The sequence below is a fragment of the Labrys neptuniae genome, assembly GCF_040797145.1.
GTDB classification, from domain to species: domain Bacteria; phylum Pseudomonadota; class Alphaproteobacteria; order Rhizobiales; family Labraceae; genus Labrys; species Labrys neptuniae.
In genome coordinates, this window is sequence record NZ_JBFNQD010000001.1 from 570,271 (window position 1) to 596,330 (window position 26,060).

Below are 26,060 nucleotides of genomic sequence, written 5' to 3' on the forward strand. Positions count from 1 at the left end.
TCGTGCGCTGGAAGAATGGGCCTTGGCCCTGATGAAAATCGAATATCGCCGTCATTGCACGGCCTCATTGCTGGTCGTCGCCTCCGCCGGGAACCACAGGCGCATCATCGCGCCGTGACCGCCCTCCGCCACGGCGGGCGCATCGAGGAGCTCGATACCGCCGCCATGCTCCTCCATGATCTTGCCGACGATGGCCAGGCCCAGGCCCGTGCCCTTCTCACGCGTGGTGACATAGGGTTCGAGCAGCTTCTGGCGGTTTTCCTTGGGCAGACCAATGCCGTTGTCGACAACCTCGACGGCGATGTCGCCTCCCCTGCGCAGCGCGCGCACCTCGACGGCCCCCGGCCCCTGCCGATCCTCGGGACGGCCGGCGATCGCCTCGGTGGCGTTCTTCACGATGTTGGTGACGGCTTGCGAGAGCAGGCGCCGGTCGAACCGGGCTATGATGGGTTCGGGTGGCGGCTGATAGGTGAAGGTAATGTCGGGATAGCCGATGCGCATCATGAACACGACCTGCTTCACCATCTCGCCGAAATCCTCGCTCTCGATCGAGGGCTTGGGCATGCGGGCGAAGGAGGAGAACTCGTCGACCATGCGCTTGATGTCGTCGACCTGGCGCACGATGGTATCGGTGCACTGGTCGAAGACCTCGCGGTCCTCGACGATGACCTTGCCATATTTGCGCCGAATGCGTTCGGCCGAAAGCTGGATCGGCGTCAGCGGATTCTTGATCTCATGGGCGATGCGGCGGGCCACGTCCGCCCAGGCGGAACTGCGCTGCGCCACCACGAGTTCGGTGATGTCGTCCAGCGTCACCACATAGCCATGCTCGCGCATGGTGGACTGCTCGGAAGTGACGCGCACGGTGAGATTGCGCTCGCGCCCGTCGCGATTGATGGTGATCTGGCCCTGCACCAACCGCGAACGCGTGCCGAGCGCATCGGCGAGATAGGTCGACAATTCCGGCATCACCTCCGCAAGGGGGCGCCCCACGGGTGACTGCCGCGACTTGATCCAGGTGCTGGCGAGCGGGTTGACCACCGTGATCTTGCCTTCGTCGTCGATGCCGATCACGCCGGTCGAAACGCCGGAGAGCACCGCCTCGATGAAGCGCCGGCGGCTGTCGAGCAGGTCGTTGGCTCCAAGCAGATCGTTGCGCTGGGTGCGCAGCGTGTCCGTCATGTTGTTGAAGGTGTCGCCGAGCTTACCAAGGTCGCCCGAGCGCCGCTCCACCGGTACATGCACGTTGAGATTGCCGCTGCCGACCTGGTCGGCCGCACTGATCAGGCGCCGGATCGGCTCGACCAGGCGATTGGCGAAGGACAGGCCGATCCAGATCGCCGCCAGCAGCATGTTAAGGGCGATGATGGCATAGAGCAGCGCGAAATTGACCTGGGTCGGGAAGCGCGATGCCTTCAGATTCTCGAAGCGCGCCGAATCTTCGCCGGTCTGGCGGATATATTCGGCGATCTTCGGGTCGAAGGGCCGGACGATGAAGAGATAGCGATCGGTATAGGCGGCCAGCTTGATGATCTGGCCCGTGACGTTCTGCGTACCGGGGTCGATGCGCACGGCCGGTTGCTGGTCCGCGGCGGCAAGGGCCGGAAAAAGCTTGGCCGGCAGGAAGAAGGGCAGGCTCCCGGGCACGTAGGACTGGTCGGTCACCTGGCCGTCCCGCGTCAGGATCATGGCGCTGGACAGGCCGTAATTCACGGCGAGCATGTCGAACAGGCGCTGATATTGCGACCTGTCGGCAGCATAGAGCGGTGAATATTTGTTGAGGTCGGCAGCCATCGACAGGCCGGCAAACCGCAATTGCAGGGCCTGCTCGTCCTGATAGGAATTGGCGACGGCAACCGACGTATTGACGATGTTGCTGACGCGCGTCGAAAACAGATTGTCGAGGCCGCGGTCGAGCGAGATGATCGCCACCGTGGCCAGCAGCAATACCGGCACGGCGGAGACGACGGAGAACAACCCGATCACCCGCATATGCAACGCGGCGCCGGCCTGCCCGCGACGCCTTGCGACGATCAGATTGCCGGCCTCGACCGCCAGCAGCACCAGCAATGCCACAATGAAGGAGGCGTTGACGATGAACAGCGCATCGATGGCGTTGCTGTAGGCGATATCGGTGTTGGGCGCCTGGGCGACGCTATCGATGCCCAGATAGAAGCGCAAATCGGAGACCGTGCTCTTGAGCAGCAGTGAAACCGGTTCGACGTCGACAAGCACGAAGAAGGTGCCGATGGCCGAGGCGACCGAAAGAATGACCAGCCCGAAACCGAGCAGGCCGAGGCGCCGTGCCGGCATGCTGGCGACATCTGGCACCGTCTGCTGGGCGTTGTCTGCAACTGCCATTCGAACGCCGTCCTCGCCCCGTTGTCGACCGGTCAGCCCGGACGATTCCCGGCTGAGTGATTCATGCAACACTGTTGCCGAATTGTAACAGAATCAAGGCGAAATTGACGAAGCCGGCCAATCAACGCGTCAGGCGAATGCCTCCTGCTCGCCGATCATGGCCGCGGCCGCCGCCCTCGCGGCGTTGCAGAGCCAGTCTTTCCTGCGCTTGCGCAAATCCTGCTGCAGCAGCGACAGCCGATCCGGATCATTGGCATGGCAGTTGGCGATTTCCTGCCCCATCAGTGCGAGCATCCGAGGCGACAGGAACGCGTCGATCGCCGTTTTCACTTCCAGCTTGCGGCTGTTGGGAGACAAGCGCCGCACGAGGATGGCATCCTTCACCCCGTAATGTGGGTCCGCTGCCCGGCAGCGCCCGGTCGCGATCGTCTCGGCCAGGATCGCTTTGGCCCCGGGATCGAAGCGCAGGGACCAGGCCGAGATGGTCAACCTCTTGGCCTCGCGCAGCACCGGCCCGCCCCGCCATTCGCCGCAGGCCATGAAGCGCGCCCGGCCGAGACTGCCGGTGCCCGCCCGTCTGGGGAAAAAATGATATGCGCCCTGCGGATCGGGCATCGCGGCCCGCAGCCTCTCCTCGTAGACGGGCTTGATGGGCTTTCCCGTCTTGATGTCGAACTTGCTCCAGAACGCCTTGCGCTCCGATTCCGGCAACAGCACTGCCTTGCGCAGCCACTTATGATCACGCTCGAGCACCACCGGAGCGGGAGTGGCCAGCCCGGCGGCATAGCCGGCCGCAACCGCCCGGCAGATCTCCGCTGCCGGTGGGTCGCCACTGGCCCGCGCCAGCAACGCACTGGTGGCAAGCCGCACGAGGTCGAGCACATAGGGCATGAAAGCGGCATCGTCGAAATCGTTGGCGCCCCAGATCAGGCGCCCTTCGCTATCGCGCCAGGTGCCGAAATTCTCCAGATGGGTGTCGCCGATTGCCAGAACTTCCGGCGCGTCGGCGAGCTCCGGGCAGATCTCCAGGATCGTCTCGGCCCAACGCCAATAGGTCGCACGCAGAAAGGCGAAGGCGCTGCCACGCATCTTGCGGTGTTTTTCTTCCAGGTCCGCCTCGACGAAATCGGCTCCGATCTCATCCCTCAGCCAGTTTTCATAGGCTCGCACCGAGGCCCTGATTGCGTTCATGCCTGCATCCCATATCCGGGTAGCCGAATGTAGGGAGCAGCGGAGCCGAACGATAGCGGATTTGTCGCGTTCCCGATGTCACGCAACGGTCGAACGCCCATGCTCTATTTTATCCGCACGGGTTCCACGATCGACGCATGAAGCGGGAGAAGCAGGCATGCGAGCGGAAACAACGAATGGTGATTTTGCGCTTCGGGCCATCGCAGGCAGCCATGTGGTACTGCTGGCGCTCGACGCCACTGCCGAGGCCCGCCGGGGGCTGCTCGGCTTTGCCATCAAGCGCACCGATGTCACCGAAGATCAGTCCTATTGGCTGAGCGGCACCAAGCTGTTCCGAGATGTGGTTCCCGAACCGCGTCCGGGGCAGAAATATTCCACGCTCGAACATCCGATCCAGAGCTTCTTGTGGAGCGACTACACCGCCAAGCCCGGTCGTCCCTATGGCTTCCTGATCCGGCCCGTCTACGGCACGCCCAAGAACCTACGCTATGGCAACGATGTCGAGATCAAGGTCACGACCGAGAGCGAGGATAGCGGCAAGCATGCCGTCTACTTCAATCGTGGTGCCATCGCGAGCCAGGCCTTCGCCGAGAAATTCGGCAACCAGGGTCCGGCCGATCCCGATGACAGCCATGATCGTACCACTCAATGGCTCTCGCGCGGTCTGCTCGAGGCCATTCTCGATTTCATCGCCGATGCCCGTCCGGGAGAAAGCCTGCGCATCGCAGCCTATGAATTCAGCTATCCGCCAGTGCTGAAAGCCCTGGCTGCGGCGCATGAGCGCAAGGTCGATGTCGCCATCGTCTATGAGGCCGGCCAGGAAACCGTGAAGGGCGAACGCCGGGATACTGAGGCCACCAAGGCCAACGCCGCAGCCATCAAGGCTGCCGGCTTGCCCAAGACGATCCTGCTGCCGCGCACCCGCCGTAACGACATTCCGCACAACAAGTTCATCCTGCGCCTGTCGGACGATCCGGCCCGCGTCGCCCTATGGACCGGTTCGACCAACTTCACAGCCTCCGGTTTTCTAGGGCAGAGCAATGTCGGCCATCTCGTGCGGGATGAGGCGCTTGCCGCCCATTATCTCTCCTATTGGGAAAAGCTTGCTGACGACACCGAATGGAAACCGCTGCGTCAATGGGTTGGCGCCGAAAACGCCGCGCCCCAAGGCGAGGTTCCGCCAGGCACGATCACCCCGCTGTTCAGCCCGCGCCCGGATGACAGCCTGCTCGCCTGGTATGCCGACCGCATCCGCGCAGCGCGGCAAACCGTGATGTTCACGGCCGCCTTCGGCGTCAATGCCACCCTGGCCAAGGCCTTTACCGAGGACGTCGACTTCCTGCGCTACATCCTGCTCGAGAAGCCGCTCGACACCAAGGCGGAGAAATTGTTGGGCAGCGACCCGGACCTGCAGATCGCCAATGGTGCCGCCCTCGGCAAGATGACGCTACGCGCCAAGGTTCCCGGCTGGAAACTCGACAGGTGGTTCCTGGAGGAAGGCCATTACCGCTATGAAGGTAATGTCTTCTACATCCACACCAAGATCCTGCTGGTCGACCCGCTGTCGGACGATCCTCTGGTCATCAGCGGTTCGGCGAACTTTTCCAGGAACTCCCTCGTCAACAATGACGAGAACATGCTGCTCATCCGCGGGGAGACGCGCGTCGCCGACATCTACATGACGGAGTTCGACCGCATCTTCCGGCACTTCTACTTCCGCAATGTCGCCAACCAGCTCGCACTCAAGGGGAGCGAGGGAACACAGGCCATCTTCCTCGACCCGACCGACGGATGGGTCGGCGAGAATTTCGATCCCGATCGCATGAAGTCCAAGCGACGCAAGCTTTTCTTCCCGCAATCGCCGAATTGATCCCCGCACCGCGCCTCAGCGGATGGCGCGGATGACCTGGATATCGAGGTCGCGGATCTTCTTGCGCAATGTGTTTCTGTTGACGCCGAGAAGTTCGGCCGCCTTGATCTGGTTGCCGCGCGTCGCCGCGAGCGCCGCGCCGATCAGCGGTTCCTCGATGTCGCGCAGAACCCGGTGATAGAGACCGGGAGGCGGCAGGTCGTCGCCGAACTTGCTGAAATAACGCGTCATATGGCGCTCGACCGAGGCCGACAGGGTTTCGTCGACCGAGCTCTCCGCCTCCAGCGGCATGGTCTCGGAGGTCGCCAATTCCTGCTCGATGATCGCGGCCGTCAGTGTCTCCTGCGGGTAGAGAGCACAAAGCCGGCGCACCAGATTTTCGAGCTCGCGCACATTGCCCGGCCAGCGATGGCGCTTGAGGCGCTCGACGGCTGAAGAATCCAGATGCTTGGCCGGCAAGCCCTCCCGCTCGACCATCTTGAAGAAATGGCGGGCGAGATCCGGCACGTCCTCCGCCCGCTCTCGCAGCGGCGGCAGGCGCAGCGGCACGACATTGAGACGGAAGAACAGATCTTCGCGGAACAGGCCCTGCTGGATCAGGATGCGCAGATCCTTGTTGGTGGCGGCGACGATGCGCACATCGGTCTTGATCGGCGTGCGCCCCCCCACCGTGGTGTATTCGCCCTGCTGCAGGACGCGCAGCAGGCGCGTCTGTGCCTCCATCGGCATGTCGCCGATCTCGTCGAGGAACAGCGTACCGCCCTCGGCCTGCTCAAAGCGCCCGACGGAACGGGCATTGGCGCCGGTGAACGCCCCCTTCTCATGGCCGAACAATTCGGATTCGATCAGGTCGCGCGGGATCGCCGCCATGTTGATGGCAACGAAGGCGCCGCTGCGGCGCTTGCCATAGTCATGCAGGGCCCGGGCTACCAGCTCCTTGCCTGTGCCGGACTCACCGGAGATCATCACGGTCAGGTCCGTCTGCATCAGGCGAGCGAGGACGCGATAGATCTCCTGCATCGCGGCCGAACGGCCGACCAGCGGCATGCTCTCGGCTTCCTCACCCGAGCGCGGCGCCGGCTTGCCGCGAGGCTCGCTGAGAGCACGGCCGACGATGGCGATCAGCTCCTTCAGGTCGAAAGGCTTGGGCAGGTAGTCATAGGCCCCCTTCTCGGAGGCCCGGATCGCCGTCATCAGCGTGTTCTGGGCGCTCATCACCACGACGGGCAGTTCCGGCCGCACCTTCTTGATGCGCGGCAGCATGTCGAAGGCGTTCTCGTCCGGCATCACCACGTCGGTGATGACCAGGTCCCCCTCGCCCTGGCTGACCCAGCGCCACAGCGTGGTGGCGTTCCCGGTCGAGCGCACCTCATAGCCGGCGCGGGACAGGGCCTGGTTGAGCACCGTCCGGATGGCGGCGTCGTCATCGGCGACCAGAATACTGCCTGCCTGCATACTCGGTTTTCCTATGCGCTAAAGCGTTTTGCGATTTGAGCGTTTCAGTTCAAATCGCAAAGACGCGTCGAACCAAAGAGAAAGAACAACAAGCGTTCACGGCTGAAGGCGCTTTGCTTCGGAGTCGGAACGATACATGGGGAGAAGGATGCGAAAGACCGTGCGCTTGTTCTGGCTTTCGCATTCGACGATGCCCCCGTGATCGCCGACGATCTTGGCGACGAGGGCCAGTCCCAGCCCGGTACCGCTGGTCTTAGTGGTGACGAAGGGATCGAACAGATAGGGCAGGAGATCGGGCGCCACGCCCGGCCCGCTATCCTTGATGCACACTTCGATGGGCAGGCTGACCCGCGAGGACGATCCCGGCACCGAAAGGCGCACGCCCGGCTTGAAGCCGGTGGTCATGGTAATCTCGCCATCCGCCTCGCCATCGATGGCCTCGGCGGCGTTCTTGACGAGGTTGAGCACGACCTGGACGAGCTGGTCTTTGTTGGCATGAACCGGCGGCAGCGAGGGATCGTAGTCCTCGATGAACTTGATCTTGCGGGCAAAGCCGGACTGGGCCAGCTTCTTCACATGCTCGAGCACGACATGGATGTTGACCGGGCTGCGCGCCACCGGCCGCTCATCCGAGAACACCTCCATGCGGTCGACCAGTTTGACGATGCGGTCGGCCTCTTCGCAGATCAGCTGCGTCAGCTCGCGGTCGGCGTCCTCGACCGACTGCTCCAGAAGCTGGGCCGCACCGCGGATGCCGGAGAGCGGGTTCTTGATCTCATGAGCCAGCATGGCCGCCAGCGCCGTCACCGAACGGGCAGCGCCCCGATGGGTGAGCTGGCGGTCCATCTTGTCGGCGATGGTGCGTTCCTGCAGCATGATCACCACGCCGCCGGACTGGTCCTGCATCGGCGCGACCTGGATGTCGACATGCCGCTCCCCTCCGAGCCGGGGCGAGCCGAGATCGACGCGATATTCGTTCACGGGCGCGTTGCGCTCGCGGACCTGGTCGATCAGGGCCAGCAGCGGCGAGCCGAAAGGCAGCAGGTCCTTGATCAGATTGCGCCGCATCATCGGCGCGCTGACATCGAAGAAGGCCTCGGCAGCCATATTGGCGTCGAGCACCCTGCCCTGTGCATCCACCGAAAGAATGGCGTGCGGCAAGGCATTCAGGACAGCTTCATGGTTGGGCATATGGCGCGGCAAGGCTGTCATGCGGCCACCCGGTCGAGGCTGGCGAAATAGGCGGTGAAGGCGGCTGCCACCTGCCCAGGCCTGTCGCCTGTCAGCACCGACTGGCGCAGCCCGGCATCACCGCCACCGAAATAATCCTGCGCGGCCTCCATGGCAGAGGCCAGATGCTTGCGGGCATGGCGGATACCATGCGCGGGCCCGTAGAGATCGAGCAGGCCGTGATAGTGCTCCAGCGTGAGGTCGCGCTGCACCGGCGCCTCGGGCACGGGCAGAGCCTCGCCGGCTGCAAGCTCGCGGGCTATATGCCCCGGCAGCCATGGCCGTCCCTGCGCAGCCCGCCCAACCATCACGGCATCGCAGCCCGATTGCTGCAGCATGGCCAGGGCATCGCTGAGGCCCCGGCAATCGCCGTTGGCGACAACGGGAATGCCAACGGCCTGCTTGACGGCCCGGATGGCCCGCCAATCAGCCGTGCCCTTGTAGAATTGCATGCGGGTGCGCCCATGCACGGTGATCATGCCGGCACCCGCCTGCTCGGCCCGGCGGGCGAGTTCCGGTGCATTGAGGCTGGCCTGGTCCCAGCCCAGACGCATCTTCACCGTCACCGGGACCTTCACAGCCGATACCGTCGCTTCGATCAAGGTGAGCGCATGATCGAGATCGCGCATCAGGGCCGAACCGGACCAACCGCCAGTAACGCGCTTGGCTGGGCACCCCATATTGATGTCGATGACATCGGCGCCGGCATCGACTGCCACGCGCGCCGCTTCGCCCATCCAGCGCGCCTCGCAGCCGGCAAGCTGCACGACATGCGGCCCACCGCCGGGCGCCTCGGCCCGCAAACGCGCCTCTTCGTCACCGGTGGCGAGACGATCGCTCGCCACCATCTCGGAAATCACCAGACCTGCGCCCTGGCGCTGCGCAATACCGCGCAGCACGGCGTCGGTCACGCCGGACATCGGCGCCAGGACCACCGGATTTGCCAACTCGACCGTCCCGATCCGCAGCCGTCTTGGCGGCGCAGATTCGATCGTGGCCGTGATTTCCTTGCCTACCATGAATGCAGGGCTCCTCTATGCTCACAATCTAGCCAGTCGCAGAGACGGCAGCAAGCGGAATTCGCCTCCTAAACAAGCATGCCTGCAAAACGGGCAGCGCAGGGCAGATTCATCGCCCCGCCATCTCGATACTCCGATTTGCACATTACCCGCGTTTGGCAAATGATGCGGTTGCGCAAGGGCACCTCATGCTGCCCCCCACAGTCGCGCCCGGGAGTGAGATCGATGAAGATTAAGCTATCACAATTCGTTATAGCCACTATCTCAACCATTTTATTGGCAGGCGCCGCCCAGGCCGGCGATGCATCCGGGACCTGGCTGAGGGAGAATGGCGAATCGAAGGTGAAGATCGCTCCGTGTGGCGAAGCGCTGTGCGGTTCCGTCGTCTGGGTCAAGGATCCCAAGCATCAGGACAATGTCGGCAAGCGCGTGTTCTACGACATGGCGCCGTCGGGCGACGACAAATGGAAAGGCAAGGCCTTCAATCCCGAGGACGGCAAGACCTATACCGGCACCATGACCCTTTCGGGCAACCGGCTCACCACGGCCGGCTGCGTTCTCGGCGGCCTGATCTGCCGGTCGGTCAGCTGGAACCGCCAATAGAGACATGGCGGGCGTGCCGTTCCGATGCACGGTGCGCCCTTCCGGCCGAAACGAGGCCGAGGACTGTTTGGCGAAAGGATTTGGAGCGATGACGGCGGAGAGCAAGCCGGCGGCGCGGCCGATTTCGTCGGATGACGTGCCCTGGACGGAATGGGCCGAGGTGCCGCGCTTCGGCGTGCGATACCGGCATCTCACCCGGGCGGCGATCGGCGATTCCTATCATGTCGGGGTCGCCATCGAGGAGTTGGAGCCAGGGAAACAGAGCTCGCCTGCGCATTTTCACATCTTCGAGGAAGAACATGTCTTCGTCCTCGATGGCGAGCTTGCCGCACGGGTCGGCAGCGAAACGCACAGGCTGAAGGCCGGCGACTACATCTGCTTTCCTGCCGGGCAGAGGGCTGGCCATTGCCTGCTCAACCAGGGCAGCGCGCCGGCCCGCTACGTGATCATCGGCGAGCGCAACGAGAATGAGGTGGTGGTCTACACCGACTCCAACAAGGTACTGGTGCGGGCCCTCGGAAGGGATGCCCTCCTCGACCTCGAAGCGGCACGCAATTACTGGGATGGCGAGGCCACAGGCCTCGACGCCCAGGTCTTCCCCCGCCCCGACATCGTCGGCAGTCTTGCGGCCAAGCCTGTCAAGCCGCTTGCACCGGTCTCGCAGGACCACGTGCCCTGGGACGAGAATGGCGCCGGTCCGCAATTCGGCGGCTCGTCCAAGCACCTGACCTATGCCGCCGCGGGCAAGGTTTATCATGTCGGCGTGCTGATCGAATCCCCGGCTCCTGGCCTGCGCCTGTGCCCGACCCACTATCACATGCTCGAAGAGGAGCATGCGCTGGTCCTCGAAGGAGAGCTGACGCTCATCCTGGGCGAAGAGCGCCTCAGGATGAAACCAGGCGACTATGTCTGCTTTCCGGCTGGCCAGAAGATCGGCCACTCCTTCGTCAACAGCGGCACGGGGCCCTGCCGCTATCTGATGATAGGCGAGCGCAACCTGAACGAGGTCTGCGTCTATCCCGACTCCAACAAGATGGCCGTCGATGCGCTCCAGCGCGTTGACGGCGTCTTCGATATGTCGGCGACAAGAGATTATTGGGACGGCGAAAAGACTGCGTAGTCAGATCCAGGCCATCCCGGGATCGCAGGCTCACGGCATGCAATCCCGGGATGGCGTACCGCTTCTCAAAGGCCGAGCTTGGCCTTCAGGATATCGTTCACGGCCTGCGGATTGGCCTTGCCGCCGCTCTGCTTCATCACCTGGCCGACGAACCAGCCAAGCATGGTCGGCTTGGCCTTGACCTGCTCGACCTTGTCGGGATTGGCCGCGATCACCGCGTCGATGGCCGCCTCGATGGCCCCGGTATCGGTGACCTGCTTCATGCCGCGAGCCTCGACGACGGCACGCGGGTCGCCGCCTTCGGTCCAGACGATCTCGAACAGATCCTTGGCGAGCTTGCCCGAAATGACGTTCTCGCCGATGAGATCGACGATCGAGCCGAGCTGCGCGGCGGAAACGGGCGAAGCGGTGATGTCGAGCCCTTCCTTGTTGAGGCGGCCGAACAATTCGTTGATCACCCAGTTCGCCGCGATCTTGCCGTCGCGCCCCGTCGCGACCGCCTCGAAGAAATCGGCGGATTCACGCTCGGCCGTCAGCACGCCAGCATCGTAGGCCGACAGGCCGTACTGGCTGATGAAGCGTGCCTTCTTGGGATCGGGCAGTTCCGGCAGATGGCCGGCGAGATCATCGACATAGGCCTGGTCGAATTCGAGCGGCAGGAGGTCCGGATCGGGGAAATAGCGATAGTCATGCGCTTCTTCCTTCGACCGCATCGACCGCGTCTCGCCCTTGTTGGGATCGTAGAGGCGGGTCTCCTGGTCGATGGAACCGCCGTCCTCCAGGATGCCGATCTGGCGACGGGCCTCGACATCGACGGCCTGGCCGATGAAGCGGATCGAGTTGACGTTCTTGATCTCGCAACGCGTGCCGAAGGGCTCGCCCGGACGGCGCACGGAGACGTTGACGTCGGCGCGCAGATTGCCCTTGTCCATGTCGCCGTCGCAGGTGCCGAGATAGCGCAGGATCGTGCGCAGCTTGGTGACATAGGCGCGTGCCTCGTCGGCCGAGCGCAGGTCCGGCTTGGAGACGATCTCCATCAGAGCCACGCCCGACCGGTTGAGGTCGACCAGCGAGACGTCGCCGACATGCATGGACTTGCCGGCGTCCTGCTCCAGATGCAGGCGCTCGATGCCAACGCTCAGCGTCTCGCCGGTCTCCGGCACCTCGACGATGACCGTGCCCTCGCCGATGATCGGCTGCTTGTACTGCGAGATCTGGTAGCCCTGCGGCAGGTCCGGATAGAAATAGTTCTTGCGGTCGAACACCGACTTCAGATTGACCTGCGCCTTGAGGCCGAGGCCGGTGCGGATGGCCTGGCGTACGCATTCCTCGTTGATCACGGGCAGCATGCCGGGCATGGCGGCATCGACCAGCGAGACATGGGAGTTGGGCTCCCCGCCAAACTTGGTGGAGGCTCCCGAAAAGAGCTTGGCCTCGGAGGTGACCTGGGCATGGATCTCCATACCGACGACCACTTCCCAATCGCCCGTGGCGCCCTTGATCAGCTTCTTGGGATCAACCGTGGCGTTCATGTCTAGGCTCCGGTTCGAAGTAGAATTCAATGTTTGAACGGGCTGATGTCAGCCTCGTTTGTCCGTGGTCAGGTGCTGGTTCTCGTAGTCGATGATCCAGGCCACCATGTCGCGCCAGATGAGTTCGGCAAGTTCGGGCGGCAATCCTTCGATTTCAGCCCGCCTGCAGGCCGATGCCACCACCTCCTCGACGCGCTCGGGGATGTTGGCAGGCAGGCCGTCGCGGTTCTTCACCTTGACCACCCGTTGCACGACCTCGAGGCGGCTGGCCAGGAGGTGCACCAGCTTTTCGTCGATGGCATCGATCTCGCGGCGCAGATCCGCCAATGTCTCGGTCGTGCCCGACGTCTTGCTGGTGTCCTGGCCGCCGCTCATGCTCAGGCCCACCAACGCTCGGGCCGGCCGAGCGAGCCGGCCGCCTGCTCGACGGCATGGCCGAGGGTGAACAATGTCTCCTCGTCGAAGGGGCGCCCGATGAGCTGAAGGCCGAGCGGCAGGCCGCCCGAGGACAGCCCGGCCGGAACGGACAGGCCCGGCAGGCCGGCCAGGTTCACCGTCACCGTGAAGACGTCGTAGAGATACATCTCCACCGGATCGGCACCGCCCTTTTCGCCGATGCCGAAGGCAGGCGACGGGGTAGCCGGCGTGAGGATGGCGTCGACGCCGCTGGCATAGGCCTGCTCGAAATCGCGCTTGATCAGCGTGCGGATCTTCTGGGCCCGGACGTAGTACGCATCGTAGTAGCCGGCCGAAAGCACATAGGTGCCGATCAGGATGCGGCGCTTCACCTCGGCGCCGAAACCGGCAGCGCGGGTGTTCTCGTAGAGCTCGGTGATCTCGCGGCCGGCAACCCGCTCGCCATAGCGCACGCCGTCATAGCGGGCCAGATTCGAGGAGCACTCGGCCGGCGCCACGATGTAATAGGCCGGCAAGGCATATTTGGTGTGCGGCAGGCTGATCTCGCGAATTTCGGCGCCGGCATCGCGCAGCCAGTCAATGCCCTTCTGCCAGAGTGCGTCGATCTCCGCCGACATGCCTTCCACCCGGTATTCCTTGGGAATGCCGATGACCTTGCCCTTGACGCTGCCGCCGATCGCCGCCTCGTAGTCGGGCACGGCGATATCCATGGAGGTGGTGTCCTTGGGATCGTGCCCGGCCATCGAATTGAGCATGATGGCACAGTCGCGCACGGTATGACCGAAGGCACCGGCCTGGTCGAGCGAGGAGGCGTAGGCGATGATCCCCCAGCGCGAGCAACGACCATAGGTCGGCTTGATACCGGTGATGCCGGTGATGGCGGCCGGCTGGCGGATGGAGCCGCCGGTGTCGGTGCCGGCCGCACCAGGGCACAGGCGCGCGGCCACGGCGGCGGCGGAGCCGCCGGAGGAGCCGCCCGGAACCAGGAAGCCGTTCGGCGTCTCGCCGGCAGCACGTGCTTCTTCAAGCTTGCTCTTGCCGTCCTCGGCGCTCCAGCCCGGCGGCAGCCAGGGCGAGACGGCCGCCCCGAAGGCGGAGGTCTCGTTCGACGAGCCCATGGCGAATTCGTCGTTGTTGGTCTTGCCGAGCATGACGGCACCGTCGCGCCAGAGCTGGCTCGTCACGGTCGATTCATAGGGCGGCACGAAATTGTCGAGGATACGCGAGCAGGCGGTGGTGCGCACCCCCTCGGTGGCGAAGAGATCCTTGACGCCGAGCGGCACGCCTTCGAGCGGGCCGCCCTCGCCCTTGGCGAGCTTGTCATCGGCCCGGGCCGCCATGGCGAGCGCCTGCTCCGGCGTCTCCAGCACATAGGCGTTGAGGCCGCGTGCCTTTTCCATCGCATCGAGATAGGCCTTGGCCGCTTCGGTTGCGGTGAAGGTCTTGGCCTTCAGGCCGTCGCGGATTTCAGCAAGGGTGAGATCGGTGATGTGGCTCACGGAAAGATGTCCTGAACGGATGCGGCCCGGGTTCGAAGCGACGCGGAGTGCCGCGGCTTGAGCGCGCTGGGCCTGGAAACGGCGTAATTCAGTCGACGACCTTGGGAACGAGGAAATAATTGTCCTCGGAGGCCGGCGCGTTGGCGACGATCTTCGCGGCGATATTGCCGTCCGTCACCACGTCCTGGCGCTTCTTCATCAGCATCGGCGTCACCGAGGTCATCGGTTCCACGCCATCGACATCGACTTCGTCGAGTTGGGCCACGAAATCGAGGATGGCATTCAGCTCGCCCTGCAAATGCGGAACGTCTTCTTCGGTGACGGCAATGCGCGCAAGACGCGCGATACGCTTCACCGTGGCGGCATCGACAGACATGAAACCCTCGATTGTGCGCGAAATCACGGAACGGCGCGGTCTATCACGCGTAGCTTTGCAGGCGCAACCGATCTTGTCCCCCATGATGTCGTAAAGCGGGGGAACGAGTCACGTTCGTTTGACGCCATTTGCGCGAAGTCCTTCGCATGAGGCCCTTGCGTAAGATATTCTTCTTCGGTGACCGGGGAACCGCCATGAGTGCACGCCTCGCCCTTGTTCTCCTTGCCATGCTGGCCTTCGGGGGCGGCGTCATGCCGGCTTCGGCCAAGCTCCTGGCTCTGGTCGTCGGCAACAATGCCTATCAGGAAGTCGCGCCGCTGCAGACTGCCGTGAACGATGCCCAGGCCATGCGGGACGCCCTGCAGCGGGCGGGCTTCACGGTCACGCTGGTGGAGAACGGCACCAAGCGCCAGATCAGCCGGGCCATGGCCGCGGTGGAGGGGGCGATCAGCCCCGGTGACACCGTCCTCTTCCACTATTCCGGCCATGGCGTCGAGATCGAGGGCCAGAACTGGCTCCTGCCCGTCGACGTTCCCACCGCCAGGGAGGGCGAATCCGGGCTCGTCAAGGATGAATCCTTCAATGCCGCCGACATCATCGACCGCTTCCGGGCGAAGGGCGCAAGACAGGTGGTGGCCATTCTCGATGCCTGCCGCAACAATCCCTTCGCCCAGGGCGGCACGCGCGCCCTGCCGACCACACGCGGCCTCGCGCGCATGGAAGCCGACGGTGGCGTCTTCATCATGTTTTCGGCGGGGACCAAGCAGGAGGCGCTGGACCGCCTGTCGCCGGCCGACTCGGAAAAGACCTCCGTCTTCGTACGTTCCTTCCTGCCCCTGCTGGGCCGCCAGGACCTGACATTGATCGACATGGCCAAGGAAACGCAGGAGAAGGTGCGGACCCTCGCCCGCAGCGCCGGGCGGGAGCAGATCCCCGCTTATTATGACGGCATCGTCGGCCGCGTCACTCTGACGGGCGAGTTGCCGGCCGCCCGCGTGAGTGCTCCGCCGCCACCGGTCACGCCCGATTCCAATGCCGCCGGCACCAGCCAGTCGGAAAACCTGTTCTGGCAATCGATCCAGAACAGCTCCGATCCCGCCATGTTCCAGGCCTATCTCGACCAGGTGGGCACCGGCACGTTCACGGGAACCTATAAGGTGCTCGCCCAGATCAAGCTTGCCGCGCTGCAGCCCAAAGCCGCGCAGCAACCGGCAGCGAAACCTGCTCCTTCCTCGCCGCCACCTGCCGAGCAAGCCACCCTGTCGCCGCAGCCCACGCCCGGTAACGCGGTCGCCGACGCCGCTGTGACGGCCTGCGACCAGGCAGCCGCGGATGCGCGCGACCCCGACAAGCCGGCCGCGATTGCCGGAGCAAGATTGTCCGGCGACGGTGCCTCGGCGGCCATAGCCGCGTGCAGCAAGGCCATTGCGGTGCCCGCAGCGCCGCGCCGCGTCTTTTATCAGCTCTCCCTCGCCTACGCACAGGCCGGACAGGATTCGCTCGCGCTGGCCCAACTCCAGAAGGCGGCCTCGCTCGGCCACGGCCTCGCTCTCTACGAGCTCGCCGGGCGCTATCTGGCTGGCCGCGGTGTTCCCAAGGATGCCATCAAGGCCCTCAGCCTCTACTACAAGGCGATCGATGGAAACTATGCGCCGGCCGTCAGTCGAATCGCCTGGATGTATGCCAACGGCCTTGGCGCCAGCCGCGATTATCGCAAGGCGGCGGCGATCTACGAACTCGGAGTCAAGAGCAAGGAACCGACGGCCTATTCAGGCCTCGGCCTGCTCTATCTCAGAGGTCAGGGCGTGACCAAGGATGTCGGCAAGGCCTGCGATCTCTTCAGGCAGGGTGCAGCCGCCGGGGATGCCGACGCAGCCGGCAATCTCAATGCCAAATGCCCGCCGGGCTGAGCGACAGGCGCAGGCAGATTCAGTCGGACGGTTGGAAATGAGCGGAGAGCGCAGATGTCGATGAAACTGCTGGCAGGGTCCCTGATCGCCACGGCGCTGGCGCTGTCCTGGAGCGCGCCGGGGCTGGCGGATCCTGCCCGCCCGCTGCTGCTCGCCCAGGCGAGCCAGTCGGCCGAGGACATCTTCTGGCAATCGGTGCAAAACAGCACCGATCCCGCCATGTTCCAAGCCTATCTCGACCAGGTGGCCAACGGCACCTTCAAGGGCATCTACAAGCCGCTGGCCGAGATCAAGTTGAAAGCCCTGGGCAAGGCTGCGGCACCGTCCGCGCCGGCGCCGGAGACAACGGCCCAAGACCGCGCCACGCCGCCGCCGGCAACGGAACCGACAACCTCGTCCCCTCCCGCCCAGACTGCTCAGGATGGGGCATTGTCACCCGATATCGAGGCCTGCGATCGCGCGGCCGCTCATGCGATGGACGAGCAGAAGCCGGCCAACCTGCCCGGCGTCACCTTCGACAAGCTCGACACCTCGGCGGCCATCACAGCCTGTCTCAGGGCAACGCAGCTTGCTGATGCGCCGGCCAGGGAGTTCTTCCAGCTCGGACGCAGCTATGACAAGGCCGGGAACTACAAGGAAGCCATGGTGGCTTACAAGGCTGCCATGGAAAAGGGACACAAACGGGCAATCTACAACGTGGCGACCGGCCTGATGAAGAACCAGCGCGGCGTCAAGAAAGACCCTGCCGCGGCTTTGGCACTGATGGAGAGGGCCGCGGACGAGAAAGTGATGTTCGCCCTTTCAGGCCTTGGCGACTATTACCGCCTTGGTGTCGGGGGGCGCCGCAACTACCCGAAGGCGATCGACTATTATAACCAGGCCATCGCAGCCGGCGATTCACAAGGCTATGTCGGCCTCGCCATCATGACCTATGACGGCACGGGCATGCCGAGAAACCGCAACAAAGCCTGCGATCTCTGGCAGAAGGGCTCCAGCCTCGGGGATGTCAACGCCGCCGACTACAGCAAGCGCTACTGCCGGTATCGCTGAGGCCGAGTTACAAATAGCCACCACTTTGGACGGCGAGTCGCAGGCAGGCTACCCGCGACTCGGCCATGCATCCTCACCCGACTTCCACGCTCTCACCGGATTTGGGGGCAAGCACCCGCGTCTTGGTGCCGGCGAGCCCCGCGGCGAAGGTATCGGCATTGCTCACCAAGCCGGGGAAGGTGGCGTAGTGGCAGGGAATGGCGACATCGAGGCCGAGATAGCGCTTCACCGCCAGTGCCGCGGTCTGCGGGCCCATGGTGTAGCGGTCTCCGATCGGCACCAGGCCGATCTTGGGCTGATGCAGTTCGGCGATCAGGGCCATGTCGGAGAAGATGTCGGTATCGCCTAGATGATAGAGCGTCGGCTGGCCCGGCGCCTTGAGAATGAGGCCATTGGCATTGCCAACGGCAATGCTGACGCCATTGTCGATCAGGCTGGCCGAATGATCGGCTCTCACCATCGTGACGCTGAATCCGCTGAGATCGACTGTACCGCCGGTGTTCATCGGCTCGACCTTTTCGACGCCCTTACCCGCCAGGAAAGTCACCAGATCGGCGTTGGAGACCACCGTCGCACCGGTTTCCCGCGCCAGCTCGATGGTGTCGCCAACATGGTCGGCATGGCCATGGGTGAGCAATATGTGGCTGATGCCGGCGCTGACGGCGGCACGGTCTCCCTTGAAAGAGGGATTCCCGCTCAGGAAGGGGTCGAACAACACGGCCTTGCCGTCGAATTCGACCCGGAAAGCGGCGTGGCCGAGCCAGGTAATACGCATTTGGACAATTCCTTGAACAATGAGGTTGGTGTCAGGAGTACAGCAACGAACCCGATCTCAAAATCGGGTCCGATGCGGAAGCCCGTTGCTCTCGCATCTTTTTGCCGAAAACCGGCCTCCACTTTTCGGCGCGATGCCCTAGAAAACCATAACGCCCGCAGCCCCCAAAATGCTATCGGCATTGCAGCCGGGCGCCAATCCCGGGACGCTCGCCCCCAGAGATATTTCCTTGATTGTTGATCTCTTCGACCTCGCCGAAAATTTACCCGCCAACCAGCGCCTGCTCGGCCTCGATCTCGGCACCAAGACGATCGGCCTGGCACTATCCGACGTGATGCTCACCATCGCCTCGCCCCTGGAAACGATCCGCCGCACCAAATTCACCGCCGATGCCGAGCAGTTGCTCGCTCTCTGCGCCCGACATGAGGTCGGTGGCCTGGTACTCGGCTATCCCCTCAACATGGATGGCAGCAAAGGTCCGCGCGCTCAGGCCTCGGAGAGTTTCGCCCGCAACCTGCAGCGCCTGAGCGACCTGCCGGTTGCCCTGTGGGATGAACGCCTGTCCACGGCGGCCGTGACCCGAACCTTGCTCGAAGCCGACGCTTCGCGTCGCAGGCGGGCAGAAGTCGTCGACAAAATGGCGGCATCCTTCATTCTGCAAGGCGCGTTGGATCGCCTGGGCTATGGGCGATAGCATCATGAGAACGATCACTGAACCGGCGCGCCGGATCGACGTCATCCTGGAAACGGACGTGCTGGTGGTCGGCAGCGGCCCGGCGGGGCTGGCAGCCGCCCTCGCCGCCGCCCGGGCCGGTGCCGAAACCACGTTGCTGGAGCGCCATGGCTGCTTCGGTGGCAACATCACGCAGGTCGGCGTCGAAGGCTTTGCCTGGTATCGGCATGAAAACACGGTCGACAGCGAGGGCATCGGCATCGAGTTCGAACAGCGCGCCAAGGCCATGGGTGCGGCCCAACCCGAGCCGCAATCCGACAGCCAGGCGCTCGACGCCGAATTGTTCAAATATGTCGCCGATGTCCTGGTGCAGGAAGCCGGAATTCGTCCCCTGCTCCACAGGCTGGTGGTGGGCACCATCGTCGAGGACGGCGCGATCAGGGGTGTGATCACCGAAAGCAAGGCTGGCCGCGAAGCCATCCTGGCCAGGCGTGTGGTGGATGCGACCGGTGATGCCGATATCGCCTTCCGGGCGGGTGCTCCTACCTACAAGACGCCGCGTGAAGAGATGCAGGCCGCCTCGGTGATGTTCTCGATGTGCGGCGTCGACAAACGCCGCTTCCTCGAGGCGGTGAAGACCGATCCGCAGACCTACAAGGACTGGGGTGGTGGCGAATGGACGGTCGAAACCACCGGCAAGGAGGACGCGATGTTCTCGCCCTTCCTGCGCAAGCCGTTCAGGAAGGCAATCGAAGCGGGAGAAATTCCCGCCAATCTGTCGACGATCTGCGGCACCTGGGGCGCGGTTTCCGACCAGGGCGACCTGACTTATCTCAATCTGGTGCATCTGTCCGAGCTGGACGGGACGGATCCCAACGACCTCACCAAGGGCGAGATCGAGGGGCGGCGCCAGGCCGTGATGGCGGTAGAGGCCTTGCGCCGCTACATGCCGGGCTGCGAAACCGCCAAGCTCCGCAATTTCGGCATGACGATCGGCATCCGCGATACCCGCAAGATCGACGCCCTCTACAATATGGTCGGGTCCGATGTGCGCGAGCAGGCCCGTTTTGATGATTCGATCGGCATCTTCCCCGAATTCATCGACGGCTACGGCATCCTGATCCTGCCGACGACCGGACGCTATTTCCATGTGCCCTATCGCGCCATGCTGCCTCAGAAGATCGAAAACCTGATCGTTGCCGGCCGCAGCATTGGCGGCGACAAGGTTTCACATGCCGCCGTGCGCAACATGATGTGCTGCGCCGTCGCCGGCCAGGGCGCAGGCGCGGCTGCCGCAGTTTCCCTGAAGAGTGGGCGCTCCTTCCGCGATCTGGAGATCGCGCAGGTCCAGCAGGAACTGCGCCGCCAGGGCGCGCGGATCCATTGAAAATATACCGAGTCTGGAAGATACCGACGCATCCGAGCCTTGGACACTTGACGATTTTCGAAACCGAATCAAAGATTTGGCGAAAATCGTCAGACGGAGCCGCAACGGCGAGACCGCTCAGCGTCCGTGCCGCTCCAGCGCCTCGATCACAGCCTTGGGAATTTCGATAGTGTCCTCGGCACGCTTGCGGCCGGGGATATGCACGCCTTTGCCGGACAGCCTTTCCAACTGCTTTTTCAGGCGATCGGCAAAGTCCGGCTCCAGGAGATCAGGCTTCAGAGCGAGGACGAACAGGCCCGTGCCCGGGCTCTTCTCGCCGGTCATGAAACGAGGGGCGTCGAGCGACCAGTTCGCCCCGCTGATGCCGGCTGCCAGCACCTCCACCATCAGCGCGATATTGCCGCCTCGTGCGCCCCCAAAAGCCAGGAGTGCTCCCTTGACGGCCTCGCTCGCATCGGTCGTCGGCTGCCCGTGTGCATCGACCGCCCAGCCCTCGGGAATGGCCTCGCCCTTCTCGGCAGCCTTCCGGACAGTGACGAAGGCCGTGGCGCTGGAGGCCTGGTCGATCACCAAAGGCGGCCCGCCTGCGACAGGTGCCGCGAACGCCAGCGGATTGGTGCAGTACACCGCCTCGCTGCCCAATGCGGCCGCCATCAGGGCCGGGCCATTCGACGCGGCGATGGCCACCAATCCCTGTTCGGCCAGGCGGCGCACATAATAGCCGAGCTCGCCAGTGGTATAGCTGTTGCGCTGGGCGAAGACCGCCAGGCCATAGCGGCCGGCCCGGCTGCATAACTCCCGGTAGGCCCTGTCGAAGCCGAGCTGGGCGATGCCGCCCTTCGCATCCGAGCGGATGACGGCCAAGGCCGGATCGTCGAACTCCGGCTCCACATTGGTGGCGATCCGCCCCGAGGTAAAGCCGGCCAGATAATCGCGCAGATGCGCAAGGCCCACCGAGGGGCGCGCGGCCCATTCGGCAGCGACGATGGCATCGGCGAGCGACCTTGCAATCACCTCACTGGCACCCGCCCCCCGGCAGGCGCCATGGGCGAGTGTCCAGGCGGCCTCTCGCCCCAATCTCACGACATCCGACATTTGCGACAATCATCCCCCGAAGCGTTCCGCGATCTGCCGGAATACACAGGGCCTTATCCAACAAAAGGTTGGAGAAAACCAGCTTTCAGGCATGAAGGCCCGGTTGTTCTAGAACGCCGAAGCCGGATCCGGCCGGCTGCTCGCCAGCTTCGTGCGATAGATGAGCAGCGCCGCGATCAATCCGCAAGCAGCCGCCACCGAGAGCCACAGCCCCGGAGCCGCCTTGTTCTGCAGCAGGGAGATCAGCCAGGTGGAGATCGCCAGCGAAAAACCGCCGAGCGCCGTGGCGAGGCTGTAGGCCAGGGAGAAACCGGTGGTGCGGACATGGGCCGGCACGATCTCGGTCAAGGCCACCACCATGGCGCCGTTATAGCTGCCATAGAGGAAGGAAAACCACAGCTCGACCTCCAGCATGCGCGCAAAGCTCGGCGCGCTGACCAGCCAGGAAAGCGCGGGATAGGCGGTCACCAGCATCAGGAAGGAAAAGATCGCCAGGATGGGAAAGCGCCCGACCCGATCCGACAACGCGCCCATCACCGGCAGCCAGATAAAATTGGAGATGCCGACGCACAGAGTGACCACGAGGGCATCGGATTCGGAGAGCTTGAGCACGCTCTTGCCGAAAGTCGGCGTGTAGACGGTGATGAGATAGAAGGAGACGGTGGTCATCAGCACCAGCATGACGCCGAGCAGCACGACCTGCCAGTTCTGCAGGAGCGAGGACACGGCCTGCTGCAGGGTCGGGCGGGTCTGGCGCGCCTCGAACTCGGCCGTCTCTTCCAGGCTCCGGCGCAGGAAGAACAGCAGCGGCACGATCATGCAGCCGATGAAGAAGGGTATACGCCAGGCCCAATCGCTGATGGTCTCCGCCACGAACAGGTGATTGAGCGCATAGCCGATCAGGGCCGAGACGACGATGGCGACCTGCTGGCTACCCGATTGCCAGGAGACATAGAAGCCCTTGTTGCCCGGAGTCGCCATCTCCGCGAGGTAGACGGAGACGCCGCCCAGTTCAACGCCCGCCGAAAACCCCTGCAGCAACCGTCCGACCAGCACCAGGATCGGGGCCATCATGCCGATGGCCTGATAGCCCGGCACGAAGGCGATCAGCACGGTGCCCATTGCCATGATGCCGAGCGTGACGATCAGCCCCTGCCGCCGGCCGATGCGATCGATATAGGCGCCCAGGAACAGTGCGCCGAGCGGTCGCATCAGGAAACCGGCCCCGAAGGTCATGAAAGCTTGCAGAAGAGACGTCGTTTCGTTCTGGGAGGGAAAGAAGGCCTGGGAAATCTGGGTGGCGTAGAACCCGAACAGAAAGAAATCGAACATTTCGAGGAAGTTGCCGCTGGTGACCCTGAGTACGGTTCCCGCTTTCGACTGACCTGCCGCCGCGCCTGCCATGAGCGTTCTCCCCCGCTGTTCTTGTTCGGCGCCCCCCGGCACGGGCATTAAGAGCCAGCCGCCGTGCCCGGACAAGGGAAATATTCCAACCTCCGGAGGGGAAAGGCCCTTTCGAAACATGGGAAAGGGCCCATCCAAAAAACACGGCAATGCCGGGGTATCCTGCCCGTTCTCCCGATCGTGCGCATGGCCAGACAAGAGAGCCGACCTGAAGAATCAGCCTCCCATTTGGCTGGCAGAGGCGAAGAATGCCTCCGGTCCGTCCACCTCGATGAGTTTCCGGCCCTCGATCAGCCAGAAGCGGCTGCCGACGGCCCGCACGAAGCTCCTGTCATGCGAGACCAGCAGGCAGCTGACATTGGGGCGCAGCAATTCCCCTTCCAGCGCCTCCTGGCCCTCGATGTCGAGATGATTGGTCGGCTCGTCGAGGAGATAGAAGTTCGGTTCGGCCAGGCGCAGCATCAACAGGCCCAAGCGCGCCTTCTGGCCGCCGGAAAGCTGGCCGATCGGGCGGGCCTGCTTTTCGATGGCGATGCCGGCCCCGGCCAGCAGCGAGCGCGCCCGCTGGTCACCGACATCGAAGCGATGGGTCAGGGCGTGGTGTGGCGTCTGCCCGTCATCGAGATCGGCCAAAGCCTGATCGCCATAGCCCAGGACTAGCGCAGGCGTTGCCTTGACGCCCTCCACGCTGGCATCAGGCTGTGCAATGGCACGGCGCAGCATGGCGATGAGGCGGCTCTTGCCCGCGCCGTTCCGGCCGAGCAGGACGATACGATCGCCCTGGCAGATGAAGCGCTGGCCGGTCCGGAACAGCAGCGTGCCATCCGGGATCGTCACGGCGGCATCCTCCAGCGTGACCAGCACCTTGGCATGCGTGCCCTGGCTGGCGAGGCGAACCGCACCTGCCGAGCGCTCCTGATGGGCCGGCTTTGCCGCTTCCTCCAGGCGCTCGGCCCGCTCCTTCAGCTGCTTGGTCTTGACCACCAGGAGGTCGCTGCCGGAATTGATGCCGATATTGTTCAGCTTCGCCGCCTGCTTGCGCAATTGCTGGGCCGTCTTGATGTCGCGCTGATAGCGTCGTTCCTCGGCAGCGTCGGCGTCCTCCAGCGCAGCCCGCGCCCTGGAATAGGCCAGGGGGAAGAGCTGCGAGCGTTCCGGACGCAGGAACAGCGTGCGATTGGTGGTCGCATCGAGGAAGGCGCGGTCATGGCTCGCCACCAGCACCGGCACGTCGCGTGGCAGGGCATTGAGCCAGTCTTCCAGCAGGGCGATCTTGGCAAGGTCGAGATGGTTGGTCGGCTCGTCGAGCAGCAGCAGATCGGGCTCCCTGACCCAGACCCTGGCCAGCATGGCGAGCCTCAACCAGCCGCCGCTCAACTGCCCGAGTGCCCGCTGGCGCAGGTCGTCCGGCACCTGCAGCGAATCGAGGGTGACGTCGACCCGCCAGGCTTCGCTGGCCTGCGTTTCTTCGGGTAACGCCGCGAGGACGGCGTCGTAGAAGGGGATTTCGAGGAGCGCAGGCGGCACCTGCTGTTCGACGTGGCCGACCGTCAGGCCGCGCGACCTCGTGATGTCGCCCTCCCCGGCCTCCATCGTGCCGGCGGTGCAGCGCAGCAAAGTGGACTTGCCGCGGCCATTGGCGGCCACCAGGCCGATACGGTCGCCGGCATTGATGCTGAGGTTGAGTTGCGAAAACAGCGGTGCGCTCAGCGTCACGCCGAGATTGCGCAGGGTGATCAGGCTCATGGGTCTATTCTCTGGTCCGGACCGGCGAACGCGGCATCCCGGGCACGCAGCCATCGGGAAATGCAGGCGAAGGCACGGCGTTTGACGATGTGCGGGTGCGCATGCGAGCGCATCCTGCACGGCCACGAAGGGCGGACCAGCAAGGGGAGATACGACCTCTGGTCAGCCCTGCAAACGCGTCTGCAGGGCCTGAACTGGGCCACGCTGGCGATGATGATCGCAGCGAATAATCATGCGCAGCCCTCCTTTCCGGGTTCGAGTATCGCTTCGCCGATAGCATTGGTCCGAGGGATAGGCAAGGGATCCGGCCCAACGCCCGCGGTGGAAAAACGGGCAAGGCGCATCTCCTGCCTTGCTGCCGTCACCTGTGAGGCCTATGAAGTCGGCTTTGATGACCAAGCCAGCTTCAGCGACATATCCGCACCGCCACCTCCTCGGCATAGAAGGCCTGACGGAGAGCGACATCATCAGCCTGCTCGACGAGGCCGACGAGCACATCGCCTTCAACAGGCAGGTGGAGAAGAAGTCGTCCGCCCTGCGCGGGCGAACCCAGATCAACCTCTTCTTCGAGCCCTCGACACGCACCCAGTCCTCCTTCGAACTGGCGGGCAAGCGCCTCGGCGCCGACGTGATGAACATGTCGGTCGGCTCGTCCTCGGTGAAGAAGGGCGAGACGCTGATCGACACGGCCATCACCCTCAACGCCATGCGGCCCGACGTGATCGTGGTCCGGCACAACCAGGCCGGCGCCGTGCATCTCCTCGCCCGAAAGGTCGATTGCGCCGTGGTCAATGCCGGTGACGGTGCCCACGAGCATCCGACCCAGGCCCTGCTCGATGCTCTGACCATCCGCCGCAACAAGGGACGAATCGCCGGGCTGACGGTGGCGATCTGCGGCGACATCCTGCATTCGCGCGTCGCCCGCTCCAACATCCTGCTGCTCGCCACGCTCGGGGCCCGGGTCCGGCTGATTGCTCCTTCCACCTTGCTGCCGGCCGGCATCGACCGCTTTGGCGTCGAGATCCACAGGGACATGAAGGAAGGCCTGCGCGATGCCGATATCGTGATGATGCTGCGTCTCCAACGCGAGCGCATGGCTGGCGCCTTCATTCCTTCGATCAAAGAATATTTCCGCTATTTCGGCCTGGACGAAGAAAAACTCAGCCATGCCAAGCCGGATGCGCTGGTGATGCATCCCGGGCCGATGAATCGCGGGGTGGAGATCGACACCGCCGTCGCAGACGGTGCTCAGTCGCTCATCCGCGAGCAGGTGGAAGCGGGCGTCGCCGTCCGCATGGCCGTGCTCGAAGCGCTCGCCCGCAACCTGCCGAATGTCTGAGGGGAATG

Annotated in this window: 21 protein-coding genes; 8 read left to right on the top strand and 13 right to left on the bottom strand. The window is 64.1% G+C overall.

From position 1 onward, the window contains the following. Positions 1–51 precede the first annotated feature (51 nt). Together ABXS05_RS02625 and ABXS05_RS02630 are read right to left on the bottom strand one after the other, a co-directional pair. Positions 52–2,361 carry a sensor histidine kinase NtrY-like gene (locus ABXS05_RS02625; RefSeq protein WP_367622807.1) on the bottom strand — a complete coding sequence of 770 codons (2,310 nt, stop codon included), beginning with the start codon at positions 2,359–2,361 and terminating at the stop codon, positions 52–54. A gap of 129 nt (positions 2,362–2,490) precedes the next feature. Continuing rightward, complete coding sequence (locus ABXS05_RS02630) at positions 2,491–3,552, bottom strand: DUF2252 family protein (RefSeq protein ID WP_367622808.1); 1,062 nt, start codon at positions 3,550–3,552, stop codon at positions 2,491–2,493. A 157-nt stretch (positions 3,553–3,709) separates the two neighbouring features. On the opposite strand from ABXS05_RS02630, the gene ABXS05_RS02635 reads away from it, so the two are divergent. Then, on the top strand, positions 3,710–5,422 hold the full coding sequence (locus ABXS05_RS02635) for a phospholipase D-like domain-containing protein (RefSeq protein ID WP_367622809.1): 1,713 nt from the start codon (positions 3,710–3,712) through the stop codon (positions 5,420–5,422). 15 nt (positions 5,423–5,437) lie between these two features. Here ABXS05_RS02635 and ntrC read toward each other — a convergent pair whose 3' ends face one another. The 3 genes from ntrC to dusB all read right to left on the bottom strand — a co-directional run bounded on the left by ntrC (position 5,438) and on the right by dusB (position 9,126). Beyond that, on the bottom strand, positions 5,438–6,877 hold the full coding sequence (gene ntrC / locus ABXS05_RS02640; RefSeq protein ID WP_311934802.1) for a nitrogen regulation protein NR(I): 1,440 nt from the start codon (positions 6,875–6,877) through the stop codon (positions 5,438–5,440). A 96-nt stretch (positions 6,878–6,973) separates the two neighbouring features. After that, complete coding sequence (locus ABXS05_RS02645) at positions 6,974–8,089, bottom strand: two-component system sensor histidine kinase NtrB (protein ID WP_068297124.1); 1,116 nt, start codon at positions 8,087–8,089, stop codon at positions 6,974–6,976. Continuing rightward, entirely contained in the window at positions 8,086–9,126 is a 1,041-nt protein-coding gene (dusB, locus tag ABXS05_RS02650) for a tRNA dihydrouridine synthase DusB (protein WP_367622810.1), read from the bottom strand. The genes ABXS05_RS02645 and dusB overlap by 4 nt, the downstream gene beginning before the upstream one ends. Positions 9,127–9,351: 225 nt before the next feature. On the opposite strand from dusB, the gene ABXS05_RS02655 reads away from it, so the two are divergent. Further along, positions 9,352–9,729, top strand: a complete 378-nt coding sequence (locus ABXS05_RS02655; protein WP_311934804.1) for a DUF2147 domain-containing protein — start codon at positions 9,352–9,354, stop codon at positions 9,727–9,729. An 88-nt stretch (positions 9,730–9,817) separates the two neighbouring features. Continuing rightward, entirely contained in the window at positions 9,818–10,849 is a 1,032-nt protein-coding gene (locus ABXS05_RS02660) for a cupin domain-containing protein (protein WP_367622811.1), read from the top strand. Positions 10,850–10,914: 65 nt separating this feature from the next. On the opposite strand, the gene gatB is transcribed toward ABXS05_RS02660, so the two are convergent. The 4 genes from gatB to gatC form a co-directional block, all read right to left on the bottom strand. Beyond that, the gene (gatB, locus tag ABXS05_RS02665; protein ID WP_367622812.1) at positions 10,915–12,381 is read right to left on the bottom strand and encodes an Asp-tRNA(Asn)/Glu-tRNA(Gln) amidotransferase subunit GatB; all 1,467 of its coding nucleotides are present in this window, start codon (positions 12,379–12,381) and stop codon (positions 10,915–10,917) included. 48 nt (positions 12,382–12,429) lie between these two features. Then, a complete protein-coding gene (locus ABXS05_RS02670) occupies positions 12,430–12,756 on the bottom strand; it encodes a chorismate mutase (RefSeq protein WP_367622813.1) in 327 nt (108 codons plus the stop codon). A gap of 2 nt (positions 12,757–12,758) precedes the next feature. Further along, positions 12,759–14,297: an Asp-tRNA(Asn)/Glu-tRNA(Gln) amidotransferase subunit GatA gene (gene gatA / locus ABXS05_RS02675; RefSeq protein WP_367622814.1), complete on the bottom strand. Its 1,539-nt coding sequence runs from the start codon at positions 14,295–14,297 to the stop codon at positions 12,759–12,761. An 88-nt stretch (positions 14,298–14,385) separates the two neighbouring features. Beyond that, the gene (gene gatC / locus ABXS05_RS02680) at positions 14,386–14,673 is read right to left on the bottom strand and encodes an Asp-tRNA(Asn)/Glu-tRNA(Gln) amidotransferase subunit GatC (RefSeq protein WP_311934809.1); all 288 of its coding nucleotides are present in this window, start codon (positions 14,671–14,673) and stop codon (positions 14,386–14,388) included. 194 nt (positions 14,674–14,867) lie between these two features. Here gatC and ABXS05_RS02685 point away from each other — a divergent pair, with 194 nt between their 5' ends. Next, entirely contained in the window at positions 14,868–16,583 is a 1,716-nt protein-coding gene (locus ABXS05_RS02685; RefSeq protein ID WP_311934810.1) for a caspase family protein, read from the top strand. A 54-nt stretch (positions 16,584–16,637) separates the two neighbouring features. After that, positions 16,638–17,633 (top strand): tetratricopeptide repeat protein, encoded by a 996-nt coding sequence (locus ABXS05_RS02690; protein WP_367622815.1) that lies wholly within the window; start codon positions 16,638–16,640, stop codon positions 17,631–17,633. Between the two features lie 73 nt (positions 17,634–17,706). On the opposite strand, the gene ABXS05_RS02695 is transcribed toward ABXS05_RS02690, so the two are convergent. Continuing rightward, positions 17,707–18,408, bottom strand: coding sequence for a metal-dependent hydrolase (locus ABXS05_RS02695; RefSeq protein ID WP_367622816.1), 702 nt, complete (start codon positions 18,406–18,408; stop codon positions 17,707–17,709). Positions 18,409–18,637: 229 nt separating this feature from the next. On the opposite strand from ABXS05_RS02695, the gene ruvX reads away from it, so the two are divergent. Together ruvX and ABXS05_RS02705 are read left to right on the top strand one after the other, a co-directional pair. After that, on the top strand, positions 18,638–19,102 hold the full coding sequence (gene ruvX / locus ABXS05_RS02700; RefSeq protein ID WP_245443533.1) for a Holliday junction resolvase RuvX: 465 nt from the start codon (positions 18,638–18,640) through the stop codon (positions 19,100–19,102). Positions 19,103–19,106: 4 nt separating this feature from the next. Then, positions 19,107–20,468, top strand: coding sequence for an FAD-dependent oxidoreductase (locus ABXS05_RS02705; RefSeq protein WP_367622817.1), 1,362 nt, complete (start codon positions 19,107–19,109; stop codon positions 20,466–20,468). A gap of 117 nt (positions 20,469–20,585) precedes the next feature. On the opposite strand, the gene ABXS05_RS02710 is transcribed toward ABXS05_RS02705, so the two are convergent. The 3 genes from ABXS05_RS02710 to ABXS05_RS02720 all read right to left on the bottom strand — a co-directional run bounded on the left by ABXS05_RS02710 (position 20,586) and on the right by ABXS05_RS02720 (position 24,713). Continuing rightward, positions 20,586–21,563, bottom strand: coding sequence for an Ldh family oxidoreductase (locus ABXS05_RS02710; protein WP_367622818.1), 978 nt, complete (start codon positions 21,561–21,563; stop codon positions 20,586–20,588). 108 nt (positions 21,564–21,671) lie between these two features. Next, entirely contained in the window at positions 21,672–22,967 is a 1,296-nt protein-coding gene (locus ABXS05_RS02715) for an MFS transporter (protein ID WP_367622819.1), read from the bottom strand. A gap of 216 nt (positions 22,968–23,183) precedes the next feature. Further along, the gene (locus ABXS05_RS02720; RefSeq protein WP_367622820.1) at positions 23,184–24,713 is read right to left on the bottom strand and encodes an ABC-F family ATP-binding cassette domain-containing protein; all 1,530 of its coding nucleotides are present in this window, start codon (positions 24,711–24,713) and stop codon (positions 23,184–23,186) included. A gap of 391 nt (positions 24,714–25,104) precedes the next feature. Here ABXS05_RS02720 and ABXS05_RS02725 point away from each other — a divergent pair, with 391 nt between their 5' ends. Then, positions 25,105–26,052 carry an aspartate carbamoyltransferase catalytic subunit gene (locus ABXS05_RS02725; RefSeq protein WP_311934817.1) on the top strand — a complete coding sequence of 316 codons (948 nt, stop codon included), beginning with the start codon at positions 25,105–25,107 and terminating at the stop codon, positions 26,050–26,052. Positions 26,053–26,060 lie beyond the last annotated feature (8 nt).

Bases quoted from the DNA above. Each gene is read 5' to 3' on its own strand.
- ABXS05_RS02685 (WP_311934810.1), top strand. From the start codon at position 14,868: ATGAGTGCACGCCTCGCCCTTGTTCTCCTTGCCATGCTGGCCTTCGGG.
- ABXS05_RS02625 (WP_367622807.1), bottom strand. From the start codon at position 2,361: ATGGCAGTTGCAGACAACGCCCAGCAGACGGTGCCAGATGTCGCCAGC.
- ABXS05_RS02670 (WP_367622813.1), bottom strand. From the start codon at position 12,756: ATGAGCGGCGGCCAGGACACCAGCAAGACGTCGGGCACGACCGAGACA.
- ABXS05_RS02715 (WP_367622819.1), bottom strand. From the start codon at position 22,967: ATGGCAGGCGCGGCGGCAGGTCAGTCGAAAGCGGGAACCGTACTCAGG.
- ABXS05_RS02705 (WP_367622817.1), top strand. From the start codon at position 19,107: ATGAGAACGATCACTGAACCGGCGCGCCGGATCGACGTCATCCTGGAA.
- ABXS05_RS02655 (WP_311934804.1), top strand. From the start codon at position 9,352: ATGAAGATTAAGCTATCACAATTCGTTATAGCCACTATCTCAACCATT.
- gatB (WP_367622812.1), bottom strand. From the start codon at position 12,381: ATGAACGCCACGGTTGATCCCAAGAAGCTGATCAAGGGCGCCACGGGC.
- ntrC (WP_311934802.1), bottom strand. From the start codon at position 6,877: ATGCAGGCAGGCAGTATTCTGGTCGCCGATGACGACGCCGCCATCCGG.
- ABXS05_RS02660 (WP_367622811.1), top strand. From the start codon at position 9,818: ATGACGGCGGAGAGCAAGCCGGCGGCGCGGCCGATTTCGTCGGATGAC.
- gatC (WP_311934809.1), bottom strand. From the start codon at position 14,673: ATGTCTGTCGATGCCGCCACGGTGAAGCGTATCGCGCGTCTTGCGCGC.
- ABXS05_RS02635 (WP_367622809.1), top strand. From the start codon at position 3,710: ATGCGAGCGGAAACAACGAATGGTGATTTTGCGCTTCGGGCCATCGCA.
- ABXS05_RS02725 (WP_311934817.1), top strand. From the start codon at position 25,105: ATGACCAAGCCAGCTTCAGCGACATATCCGCACCGCCACCTCCTCGGC.
- ABXS05_RS02695 (WP_367622816.1), bottom strand. From the start codon at position 18,408: ATGCGTATTACCTGGCTCGGCCACGCCGCTTTCCGGGTCGAATTCGAC.
- dusB (WP_367622810.1), bottom strand. From the start codon at position 9,126: ATGGTAGGCAAGGAAATCACGGCCACGATCGAATCTGCGCCGCCAAGA.
- ABXS05_RS02720 (WP_367622820.1), bottom strand. From the start codon at position 24,713: ATGAGCCTGATCACCCTGCGCAATCTCGGCGTGACGCTGAGCGCACCG.
- ABXS05_RS02645 (WP_068297124.1), bottom strand. From the start codon at position 8,089: ATGACAGCCTTGCCGCGCCATATGCCCAACCATGAAGCTGTCCTGAAT.
- ABXS05_RS02630 (WP_367622808.1), bottom strand. From the start codon at position 3,552: ATGAACGCAATCAGGGCCTCGGTGCGAGCCTATGAAAACTGGCTGAGG.
- ABXS05_RS02690 (WP_367622815.1), top strand. From the start codon at position 16,638: ATGTCGATGAAACTGCTGGCAGGGTCCCTGATCGCCACGGCGCTGGCG.
- ABXS05_RS02710 (WP_367622818.1), bottom strand. From the start codon at position 21,563: ATGTCGGATGTCGTGAGATTGGGGCGAGAGGCCGCCTGGACACTCGCC.